Raw genomic sequence first — 11,571 nt, forward strand, 5'->3', positions numbered from 1 at the left:
CTTCATCGCCTCGATCCGCCTCATGCTTCGCCGCATGGCAGCTCCGCGTCGTGCGTAACCGAGTTTCGAGTCAGGCTCTAAGAGGAGTCCTATGCCGCAGTCTGAGTAGACCCTGGTATCTCCACGTCGAACGTTCCACCTGTTTAAACGGTTGGTTAGCGACATGCTGTTAGTCACAACTACTCTAGTTGCGGCGAGCAAAGCGGCTCTTCGCGCGCGGCTGCTTATCCAAGGCCCGTCGATACCCTTCCGATCGAAGGTCCAGCAAGCGGATTTATCAAATATAGGCGCGTGGAGCCAATCCGCGCGCAAGTGCGCCAGAAGCCAATCGCCTGGAGCATCCTCATTTACGTCGGCGCATATTAGGTTGATAATTCTACCGGCACAAGGCAGATCACACACGATCAACTCGTCACCTAGTTCAATATTCTCATACAATGTTTCAGAACGAACATCAAAATCGACATTAAGGCCGAAGCGCTCTATTTGCGATTGGCTCAGGTTCCACGGGAAAAGCTTTGACTGTCTGACGATCTCGCGTCCCATAGAGTCAAATATAGCGACGAAGTTGCGTGCCGCCTTTCCGCTCTTGGTATGGCAGTCTGAGAATCCGGCGAAGATATATCGTAACTTTGGAAGAATACCTGTTGACTTCCATTGATTACGTGTCAGATACACTATCTCATTCTGCATCCACTGTAAATTGTGCGCGTCAATTGCACACTCTGGAAAGAATAAGGTTGAAACGTCGGTCGACAAGGCTGATGTTATTATCGATCTAATCCGCTCCACAGAGTAAGTTGGCTGTACGCAGTATCGTGTTCCATCGCTGGAGATTTCTATTCCGGCATCCTCCTCCGCCTCCAGCGCAGGCGCGATGGCGATTACCTCCATGTTTTCGTGGATGGACGTGGGAAGTACATTATCGGTTACTGCAAGGTAGCTAAGCCGGATGTGCCGCTTCGAAGAACTGCCGTTCTGTGGGTCCTGAATTGGCAGTTGTGATGGCAGAAAGGCCGTAGCCGATAGCAGCTCACGCAGAAGCATCGGTCTACTCGCCATGGGCAGCGGCATGGGAGGCTCAAGCCCGATCATGCTGTTTGGGGAGGCCCACTCCGTTAGTTCACGAGCGGGGCGGCCCCATGCGGAGGCCGGAATCACGATGCCTTCGATTGATAGACCAAATAGACCATCCGCCGACATTCGGTCCTCGACGACAACGTGTCCTCGCCGCTTGGGAAGAAGTTCAGGGCTGTCCGACGGCACGAGAGGGAGGTGCCAGCGATCAAGGATCTGCACTGCGCGAACGGCAAGGAAGAACTCTTCAGAGGTTGTAGGTGGAGAAATCGGCCATTTCATTCCGCGCGTTGCGAGGATCAGTATGTCAGCGGAATCGAGCGTCCATTCATCGACGCCGTTGTCGAAAGGCAGGTCGTCCATCAATCTTTCGGTGGCCTCCGAAAGCCAACGCTCGAGCTCTTCGTTTGCGATATCCCGGGAGCACTCCACCGCAAACAGCGCGCCCGCAATGCCCGCCAATGCGTCTGAAGGGCTTTCCGGCAAAGCTCGACTTAGCGACATTGGATCAATTGACGTCAATTGATTTCCACCCTAATTTTAGTGCGAATTGGACTCCCGCCACGAGTTACCGCAAGGGGTAAGCTATTGAGCGACAATGCACCTTCCATTGAGCAATTTGATAATTTGCTCAACAACGCTGTGAGCAATGAGGATTGGGCCGCTGCAGCTGTCAGTCGAGATCGATTAAAGGTGCTACTCTTAGATGCGTTAATATCGGGAAACAGCGACGATATCGCGCTGATCGAGAATGCATTGAGCCGCGTACGGGCCAAGCTCGCTCTCGACAGGGGAATCGAATTCGGCGTTGGCCCAGAGGCGACCACCTGGATGCTGGCGGCGGACATTGGAACAGCGCGCTTGGCCCAACGCCTTCGACCCATGCTGCAAAGTAGCAATATAGAGGCCTCTGCAAAAGATAAAGTTCTGAAAGCCATATCATCAAGCAATCGAAATGGCGTCACTAATTCTCAAATACAAAAGAGAACGGGTCTCCGAGCCGAGACTGTGACTAGGTGCCTGCAGGCGTTAAGGACTGAAGGCTCAGTCCGATCTCGTAAGGTTGGCAGATTGCGTATAAATCAGCTTGCGAACAAGGGGCGGTCAAGTGCGGCCATCAACGACGTCAACCGCACAATTTTTCAAAGACAGAGGAAGTATGCTGCACAAAATAAACGACACATCGTGTTCCCGCTATCGCGCAGCGACGACTTTATCATTGTCGAAAAGGGGAACGTACAAGTTGTAGAAAACGAAAGAGTTGAATTAAGCGGAACGATGAATATCGCAAATCCCGAAGATTTATCGATCGGCTGGAGCGACAAGCCGACAGAATTTGCTTTCCAGGATGACAAGAGTTTTGGATTTGCCAAAAACAAACCTAAGCTCAGAAAACTTGTGGCGATAGCGGAATAGGCACACCAATGTCAGACGAATTAAGCGAAAATGAAGATCTTCAAAGGAAGTACATCGAGGCTATTGCCTCCTACCTTCAGGAGATTGGATATAAGGCAAAGATTGAGCAAGACTATATAATACGCTCTGCGGCTGGCGGATATACGGTCATTGTGGCTCCGAAAATTGATATTGCTCTACCTTTATCGGGAAACATACAATTTCATTGTGGAGTATCTAAAGAAGGGACAAATATCGGTCTAGAGGACGTTAATAGCTATAACAGACGCCTACGATTTTGTAAGATGTTCTTCGACGAAGACAATGATATAGCGGTGCAGTCCGATTTTTTCTTTGACGCTTTCGCAGAGGATGCCGCACGGCGACTAGAATCGATGATGCTAATTGTGGAAACATCAGTCAATGAGCTGAGACAGACCATGGCTGCTTCCGTTAGAGAAAATGATTCTGGAAAAGGCTAAGATCCATTTGGACGTCTAAGACAGCCCCAACCTTGCATATCCTCTCCCCGGCTCGGGAGACACCACATGCGTTCCGCTCTGGATATCATCGCCGCGATCGGCCTCGCCATCAGTGGCGCTTTTTGGCCTTGCCGGCACTTTTGTGGCCAGCGCCGAACTGCGCGAAACTCTGTGAACGATCGACGGCGTGGCGCTGGTGGTGACCATTGCCCTGTTGATGATGAAATACCAGCGGCAGGGCAATGACTGTGTCGCTGCCGGGTTCCTGACCTTTCTCGCCGGCGAAAGCCTGCTGCTGGCCGGCAATGCGGCGGGGCTGGAGGCCAGCGTGCCCTCCTATGTCGGCGGCATCACGCTGTGGGCGCGGTCATAGTCGGCGCACCAAAGACCTTCGCTTTGTGGACGCGCCTCACCGCGCTCGTGGCCGCCATGTTGCTTATCGTCTCGGCTTGCATAATCCTACGGGGCGCGCCTGTGTCTGCCGACCTCGTCGCCACTGCCCGCCGCCTTCTATCCGTTCCTGATGCTGACCTTCCTCGGCTGGATCTGGACCCTTTTTGAGAGTCGCTCGTTGAGCCTTTGTCGCTTCCGTACCAAACGTTCGGCCCAGTTGATCATGCCACAATGGGGCGCTAGAAAAATCGGGCGGCGGACCTCGGTTCGCCAGTGGCCGACGCGGGCTCGGGCAACTGCCTCACCGGCATTCGCGTCGGCCACTCTCCGGCCGCTGGCGAGGGCGTGACAAGGCCGGATCGCCCGAGGACTTCCCGCCGCCGTTTTCCGCTTCGCGCTTCCCTCCGGGCTTTGAGAACGTTCCGCCCAGGAGTATCCTCCCCACAGCTTGGGGAGTTTCAAATGCGTTCCAACCCTCTGGATGTCGTTGCCGCGACCGGCCTCGCCATCGGTGGCGCTTTCGGCCTTGCCGGCACCTTCGTGGCCAGCGCCGAACTGCGCGAAACGCTGTGGACGATCGACGGCGTGGCACTGGTGGTGGCGACCGCGCTGCTGACGATGAAATACCAGCGGCTGGGCAACGACTGCGTCGCTGCCGGATTCCTGATCTTTCTCGCCGGCGAAAGCTTGCTGCTGGCCGGCAATGCGGCGGGGCTGGAGGCCAGCGTGCCCACCTATGTCGGCGGCATCTCGCTGTGGGCGGCCGCATTGGTCATGGTCAGCGCGCCGAAGACTTTCGCCGTGTGGATGCGGCTCACGGCGCTCGTGGCCGCCGGGCTGTTTGTCGTCTCGGCCGGCATGATCCTCCGGGGCACGCCTTTGCTGCCCACCTCGTCGCCGCTGCCCGCCGCCGGCTATCCGTTCCTGGTGCTGACTTTTGTTGGCTGGATCTGGACTTTGGTGAGGACCGAGAGGTGAACGGGTCGGCGCCTGTGTCTGCTTTCGTCGCATGTGAACGGGGCGCTGACGCTGCTGGCCTTCTTCCGCAGGGGGAAGGGAAGGCCAACGCTGGCGCTGCCCCTCACCTGCCTGCCGGCATCCTCTCCCCGTATAGAGACGGGGCGAGGGACGATGTCGTCGCCGCTTTCGCCAATCTCCAGCGTTGCAAGGAAAGCGCCGACGATGCGGCCGGCTACTTTCTCCCCGTCACTATACGGGGAGTTGAGAAGTGATCCGCGCAGCGGACGAAAAGCCAATTGCTTGGCTTTTCGAACGACGAACGCCCGGCAGGGCAATGAGGGGCGGTGCTGACCTGCGATATGCGCACGCTAGCCGGGGCCTCTATCCTCGATCCTGACCCGGTTTTGACTTTGCGAATGGCGTCCCCCACTCCGTCGCTGCTTCGCAGCGCCCACCTCTCCCCCCTCCGGAGGGAGAGGAACCCAGGAAGAGCGAAGGCTCACCCCTCCAACCATACCTTCTCGAAATGCTGCTCAAGCGCCTGGTGCTGTTCGCAGCCTTCGACGCCTTTGCGGTAGGTGCGGTAGACCGAGCGCCAGTAGGGTTGGATGATGATGCCTGAGTCGCGCAGGTTCTGCTCGATCTTGGCCATGATCTCCTTGCGCGCCTTGGCGTCCGGGGTCGCCAGCGCCTTGTCGAGCAGCTCGTCGAACTCCTTGTTGGCGTAGGCACTTTCGTTCCAGGCGGCGCCCGATTTATACGCCAGCGCCAGCACCTGGACGCCGAGCGGGCGGCCGAGCCATTCGGTGCAGGAGAAGGGGTATTTGCTCCAGTCGTTCCAGAAGGTGGCGGCCGGCAGCACGGTGCGCTTGATCTTGAGGCCGGCCTCGCGCATCTGCGCGCCGATGGCATCGCCGGTGCTCTTTTGCCATTCGACATCGACGGAGATGAGTTCGAACTCGTGGTCGGCCTTGCCGGCTTCGGCCAGCAGCTTCTTCGACTGATCGACGTCGCGCTTGGCCGGACCGATATCGGCATATTCGGGGTGCATGGGGCCGACATGATGGTTGTCGGCGGGCTTGCCGCGGCCGCCGAGGCCGAGCGCCAGCACGGCGGAATTGTCGACGGCGAGTTGGGCGGCGCGGCGCACCTTGATGTCGTCATAGGGCGCGTTGCCGACATTGAAGCGGGCGACGATGGTCGAGCCGGTGGCGATCTCGGAATTCATCCGCCCCATCTGCTCGGTCTGCGAGACGGCGTCGGAGGCGGTGTCGTGGTCGGTGTCGATCTCGCCGGAATCGAAGGCCGACAGCATGGCGTTGGGATCGGAGCCGTAATCGACCCATTTGATGCCGTCGAGGTGGAACTCGCCCTTCCACCACGGCTTATCCCTGCGTTTCACCTCGGCGCCCGTCTCGGCATCCCAGCTGACCAGCTCGCAGGGGCCGGTGGTAATGGCCAGCGCCTTCTTGGGATCGGCGTCGCCCTCATAGGAGCGGTGCATGATCAGCGCGGGATAATCGGCCATGCCGGCAATCAGCGAAATGTCGGGTTTTGGCAGATTGAGTTTTATGGTGAAGTCGTCGACCTTGGCGATGCCGCCGTCGACAACCTTCTTGGTGTCGGCATTGACCAGCGCGCCCATACGCGCGGCGACCGAATTGCCTGCCACCGAGGCATCGCACCAGCGGGTGAGGTTGTGGATGACATCGTCGGCGTTGAAGGCATCGCCGTTCGACCAGGAAATGCCCTTGCGGACATGCAGCGTGAGCGTCCTGGCGTCGTCGCTCGCCTCCCAGCTTTCGAGCAGCCAGGGCTCGAAGGAGAAGTCGGTGTTCCAGCGCACCAGATATTCGTTGCAATGGCGGGCGACGTTGGACATCTCGACGCCATCGAAGGTGCGCGGATCCTTAAAACCCTTGACGTTCATGGCGACGCGCAAGACGCCGCCTTTCTTGGGTTCCGCCGCGCGGGCAGGGGTGGGGGCCAGCCCGCCCAGCGCCAGCGCGCCGGCGGCGCTGACGCCGAGACCGGCCATCAAGGCCAGATATTCGCGACGGTTGATGCCGCCGGTCCTGAAATCGTCGGCGACGGGTTTTGCCCGCGGGTGCAATTTGCGGTCGGTCAGCATGAATTTCATCGTCGTTCCCCTGTTGTTGGGCGCCCCGACCGATCGACAGACGCGGGGAAGGATGCGATCGCCGGGACGCCTTTTGCCTGAGGGAATGATAGAGCGGGGTGACGCACGGGAGTGTTCGGTTTTCCGCAGTGATTGTGCGGTGCTCCGCAGGGGGAGGACAGCCAATCTCCCCCCTTGAGGGGGAGATGCCCGGCAGGGCAGAGGGGGGCGCCATAGAGCGCAACCTTCGGTGTCCTGATTATTCAATATCCGTTCGAGAGCACCGTCGACTTGACTGAGAAGTCGGCGGGACAGCGCCCCCCTCTGGCCTGCCGGCCATCTCCCCCTCAAGGGGGGAGATCGGCGCCTCACCGCTGGCGCCTTCCTTCCTCAGCGCCTCAATACGGCCACGCACCCCGGCCCAGCGCTCCAACCGCCGCCACGATCCGCGCAAACGCCTCCGTCGCTGCCGGTACAGTCGTGCGGGCGCGCAGGAAGCTGTGCACCAGCTTCGGCTCCTCGTGCCACCATGCTCTCCCGCCGCTAGCCAAAATCCGGTCGCGGTAGGCCTCGCCATCCGACGACAGCGGGTCGCATTCGGCGGTGACGATCACCGTCGGCGGCAAGCCGGAGAAATCAGTGTCGCGCAAAGGCGAGAAGGTCGGATCGTCGGGTGATTGCCGCTTAGCCGAGCGAACGTCGCGGTAGAAGGCAATGTCGCCCACGGACAGCAGCGGTGCCTCGGCGTGCTCGATGTAGGAGCCGGCGCTCTCGTCGCCGCCGAGGCCGGGATAGATCAGCACCTGGCCGATGGCCGCACTGGCGTGCCGGCGCGTCGCCTGCGCCACCGCCGCGGCGAGGTTGCCGCCCGCACTTTCGCCGCATAGCACCAGCGGCAGGCCTGATGTCGTTGCCGCCCATTCGAAGGCGCTGACGGCATCGTCGAAGGCGGCGGGGTGGACATGCTCCGGTGCCAGCCGGTAGTCGACCGACAGCACGTCGAAACCGGTGCCGGCGCAGAGTTCTGCGCAGATGTCGTCATGGCTTTCGAGCCCGCCGAGGATGAAGCCGCCGCCATGGTAATAGACGACCATCGCCTTCGCGGCCGTGCCGGCAGACTGGTAGCGACGGACCGGAATGTCGCGGCCGGCCGCGGCGATCAGGCCGGCGCGGGCCTTGACCCCGGGCGGGCGGCCCTGGTGGAAGGCGCGGCTCATCCTGTCGTAGACGGCGCGCTGCTTGTCGATCGGCAGGCCGAGGATTTCGGGCGGATACCAGGCGTTGACCGCATCGATATAGACCCAGAGCTCTGGGTCGAGCCGGGTTTCGTAGGAGCCCCGAGTCATGCTTTCGACAGTCATAGCTCGGCGTAGAGCGCGGCCGCATTCTCAAAACTGAAGCGCAGCGGCACCGAGCCTTCGACCTGCCATGCGGTGACGGTTTCGCCGGCCAGCAGCCGGCAGGCGCCTTCGGTATCGGTGACGGCGCCGCCATACAGCCGGTTGGCGAGGTTGATTATGCCGGTCTGGTGCATGGCCGCACTGCCGCTGCCGCAGGCATCCTTGACCAAGAGCACGCGAAAACCTTTCGCCACCGCATCCTTCACCGACGCGTCGATGCAGGCCTCGGTCCAGACGCCTGATACGACCAGCCATTCGATGCCGGCGGACTTGATGTCGCGGGCCGCCGGCCCGGTGCGAAAAGCGCTGGCCTCGGCCTTGATCAGCAGCGCTTCGCCATTGGCCGGCGCCACCTCATGGCAGATCTCGGTCAGCGGATCGCTCTTGTCGGAAAAGGCCGACTTGCCGTCGTCGCCGACCGGATGAAACGGCCGATCCTGCTTGTCGAGATCGACGATGTAGGCCCAGTGGTAGAGCGGCACGTTGTTTTGCCGCGCCGCCGCCTGCAGGCGCTGGACGTTGGCGAGGATCGTTGCGTAGCCCTCGACGAGGTAGCGCTTGTCCTGCCGATGCTCTTCTTGCAGGTCGATGAAGATCGCGGCTACGGTGCCGCGCTTGATGGAGATGGGGGTTTTCATGCCGCGCCTGCCTGATGCATGGGCGAGGCAGTCAAAGACCCTTTCGTATGCCGGCGGGACAGCGCCCCCCTCTGCCCTGCCGGGCATCTCCCCCTCAAGGTCGGAGATCGGCCGTCGCGAATGCCTTCGCCAATCACCAGAGCTGCAGGAAAAAGCGCCGTAGGCGACGCTGCAAATCTCCCCCCTTGCGGGGGAGATGTCCGGCAGGACAGAGGGGGGTGGGAAGGAATGAGGCGCCCGTTATGAGCGTTGGCTGCGGATATCAAACCTGCTTCTCCAGAAACTCGTCCTCATACGGGAAGCGCGACAGAAGTTCAGTACCGGTGTCGGTGATCAGGATCTCGTCCTCCAGCTTGACGCCCTCGCGGCCGCCCTTTTCGCCGATATAGCTTTCCACGCTCACCACCATGCCTGGCACGATATGGCCGTCGCGGCCATAGGTCTCGTAGTCCATGGCATGCGCGATGAACGGTGTTTCGCCATGCATGCCGACGCCATGCATGACCGAGGTGTAGCGCTGGTCGACGAAACGGTCCGGGATTTTCCAGGCCTTTTCGGCGATCTCGCGAAAGGCCATGCCGGGTTTGACGATCGAAATGTTGTGCTGAACCTGGTCGTGCGCCATGCGGTAGAGCGACTTCTGGTAGGGAGTCGGCTTGCCCGGCCCGCAGCGGAAGGTGCGGGAGAAATCGGAATAGTAGCCGTAGCAGCCGATCGTGTCGGTATCGAGCGCCAGCAATTCGCCGGGGCGGATCTTGCGGCCGCTGGCCTCGTTGAACCACGGATTGGTGCGCTGGCCGGAGGTGAGCAGCCGCGTCTCGATGAACTCGCCGCCCTGGCGGATGACCTCGCCATACATGATGGCGAACAGGTCGTTTTCGGAAACGCCGGGCTTGATCGCCTCGCGCACCGCATAGACGGCAGCCTCGGCGCCGGCCATCGACACCTGCAGGCATTTGACTTCCTCAGGCGTCTTGACGGCGCGCACCGCCAGGATTTCGCCCTGGCAATCGCGGACCTCGCAGCCGCGCTTTTCCAGGGCGAGCGCCTGCAGATGGCTGCAGCGGTCTAGCCCGAGCTTCATCGAGCCGCCGCCATGCTGCTTCAGGAGCTCGGCAATCTCGTCGGCGAAGGGGCCGGCGGTCTGGTCGTCGCGGCCGGAGACCGACGACCAGACCAGCTTGGAAGGACGCGCCTCGTCGATCGTGTCGAGCACCATCGAGACATGGTAGCTCTGCGGGTATTCGAACAGCACGATCGGCCCGTCGGTGGGGATGAAGAAGTAGCGGGTCGAGTTGCGCAGGAAATAGCCGAACATATTGCGCGAGCCGGTGGCGTAGCGCTGGTTGTACGGATCGAACAGCACCACGCCGCCATAGCCGGCCTCGCGCATCCAGCCGCGCAGTTTTTCCAGCCGGCCTTTTCGCAAAGCGTCGGCGTCGATGAAGGACGGCTCGGTGTCCGACAGCCACATGCCGCCCGCCGGATCGGCCGCCGCCGGGTGGCGCATGCGGTCCTTGAAGTCCACGTCCTCGGTGCTGTCGGGATCGAATACGACGATGCTCATGGGTACGGCCTTGGCTGGGTTGCGAGGGATGAGCATGGCGCAAGAGGGGTGGATGGATTGTGCGGAAAACCGCGTTTGTTGTGCGGGATGCCGCTGGGTACCTAATGCGGAACGCTGGAGGGCCAGCACCCCCCTCTGGCCTGCCGGCCATCTCCCCCGCAAGGAGGGAGATGGCAGTTTCAATGTCGCCGCTCGTCTTGCCACGTTAGAGATTGGCGAAAGTCGAGGTGACATCCGATCTCCCCCCTTGCGGGGGAGATGTCCGGTAGGACAGAGGGGGGTGCTGTCCCGCTAACATCTCATCGCGTCAGCGAGCGCACCCTAATGCCGTCTCGCCAGTTTCGGCGGATGGCCATGCTCCTCGCGAAAAGCCCGGGCAAAGCTCGACATCGAGGCGAAGCCGCAGGCGAGCGCCACGTCGCGTACGGCGAGCGTCGAATGCGCCAGGAGGTCGGCGGCGCGCTTCAGCCGCAGGCGCCGGTAGTAGCCATTGGGCGAGATGGCGAGTTCGGAGCGAAAGGAGCGTTCGAGCTTGTCGGACGACACGCCGAGCTTCGCGGTCAGCTCGGCCATGCCGAGCCGCTCTTCGACCGCGTCCTCCATGATGGCGATTGCCGACAGCACCAACTCGTTGCGGACGCCGGTGCGCAGCCGCAACGGCATCATCTTGCGGTCGATGCTGGAGCGCAGCTGGCTGTGCACGAACCATTCGGCGACGCCGGCGGCAAGCTCGGCGCCGTAGTCGCGGGTGATGATCTCCAGCATCATGTCGAGGCTGCCGACGCCGCCGGCCGAGGTGAACCGCTTGCGGTCGATGACGTAAAGGTGGCGCCTGAGCTCGATGTTGGGAAATGCCTCGGTGAAGGCGGCCTGGCTGGTCCAGTGCAAGGTACAGGCGTGGCTGTCGAGCAGACCCGCGCGGGCGAGGAAGAACGCCGCATCCGCCACCGCGCCGATGTGGGCGCCGCCGCGCAGGCTCTTGCGGATCCAGCTTGCCGCGTCCTCGGCGACGAGGTGATCGGCATCGCCGCCCGAGCAGACGACGATGCGGTCAACCTTCGGCGCGTCCTCGGCGTAAAAGCCCGGCTGGATGACGACGCCATTCGAAGCCTCGACCGAGCCTTGGGTGGCTCCGACGATGATCCAGCGATAGCACTGCCGCTTCGCCAGGACATTGGCGGCGCGCAGCGGCTCGATGACCGAGCTGAACGCCATCATCGGAAAGCCGGGGAAGACCAGCACGGCGAAGGTGAGGGGTATTTCGGTCGGTTTGGGTGGAGCGTGCGTGGCCATGGGGCGCTACACTTCGGGCAGATGCGGGTCGGGGTCAACGGCAATTGGCGAACGATGCTCGAAGCGCGGTTTGCTGTTGACCGTCGCTGCTGCGAAGAGGTCTGTCAAATGTTGGCGGGCCAGCACCCCCCTCTGGCCTGCCGGCCATCTCCCCCGCAAGGAGCAGGGCTGTCCGGGGAAAGTTTTGAGTGAATCGAAATGCCGCATGTGCATGCCCCGTAAAACGGGGTTTGTCCGTCTTCTCTCT

Annotated in this window: 10 protein-coding genes; 4 read left to right on the forward strand and 6 right to left on the reverse strand. The window is 61.3% G+C overall.

Annotation, left to right across the window (positions count from 1 at the left end; genetic code table 11):
• The coding region (locus NKJ06_RS31850) for a hypothetical protein (RefSeq protein ID WP_352811956.1) at positions 1-1,599 on the reverse strand (1,599 nt) is incomplete at its 3' end.
• Positions 1,600-1,665: 66 nt separating this feature from the next.
• Here NKJ06_RS31850 and NKJ06_RS31855 point away from each other — a divergent pair.
• From NKJ06_RS31855 to NKJ06_RS31870, 4 genes are all read left to right on the forward strand, one after another.
• On the forward strand, positions 1,666-2,493 hold the full coding sequence (locus NKJ06_RS31855; RefSeq protein ID WP_352811958.1) for a hypothetical protein: 828 nt from the start codon (positions 1,666-1,668) through the stop codon (positions 2,491-2,493).
• 8 nt (positions 2,494-2,501) lie between these two features.
• On the forward strand, positions 2,502-2,954 hold the full coding sequence (locus NKJ06_RS31860) for a YbjN domain-containing protein (RefSeq protein WP_352811959.1): 453 nt from the start codon (positions 2,502-2,504) through the stop codon (positions 2,952-2,954).
• Between the two features lie 187 nt (positions 2,955-3,141).
• Positions 3,142-3,327: a hypothetical protein gene (locus NKJ06_RS31865; RefSeq protein WP_352811961.1), complete on the forward strand. Its 186-nt coding sequence runs from the start codon at positions 3,142-3,144 to the stop codon at positions 3,325-3,327.
• A 482-nt stretch (positions 3,328-3,809) separates the two neighbouring features.
• On the forward strand, positions 3,810-4,325 hold the full coding sequence (locus tag NKJ06_RS31870) for a hypothetical protein (RefSeq protein ID WP_352811963.1): 516 nt from the start codon (positions 3,810-3,812) through the stop codon (positions 4,323-4,325).
• A gap of 481 nt (positions 4,326-4,806) precedes the next feature.
• Here the strand turns inward: NKJ06_RS31870 and NKJ06_RS31875 are convergent, their stop codons facing one another.
• From NKJ06_RS31875 to NKJ06_RS31895, 5 genes are all read right to left on the reverse strand, one after another.
• On the reverse strand, positions 4,807-6,447 hold the full coding sequence (locus NKJ06_RS31875; protein WP_352811965.1) for an ABC transporter substrate-binding protein: 1,641 nt from the start codon (positions 6,445-6,447) through the stop codon (positions 4,807-4,809).
• 377 nt (positions 6,448-6,824) lie between these two features.
• Positions 6,825-7,772 (reverse strand): alpha/beta hydrolase, encoded by a 948-nt coding sequence (locus NKJ06_RS31880; RefSeq protein WP_352811967.1) that lies wholly within the window; start codon positions 7,770-7,772, stop codon positions 6,825-6,827.
• 11 nt (positions 7,773-7,783) lie between these two features.
• Positions 7,784-8,464: an isochorismatase family protein gene (locus NKJ06_RS31885; protein WP_352635007.1), complete on the reverse strand. Its 681-nt coding sequence runs from the start codon at positions 8,462-8,464 to the stop codon at positions 7,784-7,786.
• Between the two features lie 262 nt (positions 8,465-8,726).
• Positions 8,727-10,031 (reverse strand): M24 family metallopeptidase, encoded by a 1,305-nt coding sequence (locus NKJ06_RS31890; protein ID WP_352635005.1) that lies wholly within the window; start codon positions 10,029-10,031, stop codon positions 8,727-8,729.
• Between the two features lie 321 nt (positions 10,032-10,352).
• The gene (locus NKJ06_RS31895; protein WP_352635003.1) at positions 10,353-11,324 is read right to left on the reverse strand and encodes a GlxA family transcriptional regulator; all 972 of its coding nucleotides are present in this window, start codon (positions 11,322-11,324) and stop codon (positions 10,353-10,355) included.
• Positions 11,325-11,571 lie beyond the last annotated feature (247 nt).

The organism is Mesorhizobium sp. M0293 (genome assembly GCF_040321735.1).
In the GTDB taxonomy this organism is placed as follows: domain Bacteria; phylum Pseudomonadota; class Alphaproteobacteria; order Rhizobiales; family Rhizobiaceae; genus Mesorhizobium.

Bases quoted from the DNA above. Each gene is read 5' to 3' on its own strand.
- NKJ06_RS31860 (WP_352811959.1), top strand. From the start codon at position 2,502: ATGTCAGACGAATTAAGCGAAAATGAAGATCTTCAAAGGAAGTACATC.
- NKJ06_RS31870 (WP_352811963.1), top strand. From the start codon at position 3,810: ATGCGTTCCAACCCTCTGGATGTCGTTGCCGCGACCGGCCTCGCCATC.
- NKJ06_RS31875 (WP_352811965.1), bottom strand. From the start codon at position 6,447: ATGAAATTCATGCTGACCGACCGCAAATTGCACCCGCGGGCAAAACCC.
- NKJ06_RS31880 (WP_352811967.1), bottom strand. From the start codon at position 7,772: ATGACTCGGGGCTCCTACGAAACCCGGCTCGACCCAGAGCTCTGGGTC.
- NKJ06_RS31885 (WP_352635007.1), bottom strand. From the start codon at position 8,464: ATGAAAACCCCCATCTCCATCAAGCGCGGCACCGTAGCCGCGATCTTC.
- NKJ06_RS31890 (WP_352635005.1), bottom strand. From the start codon at position 10,031: ATGAGCATCGTCGTATTCGATCCCGACAGCACCGAGGACGTGGACTTC.
- NKJ06_RS31895 (WP_352635003.1), bottom strand. From the start codon at position 11,324: ATGGCCACGCACGCTCCACCCAAACCGACCGAAATACCCCTCACCTTC.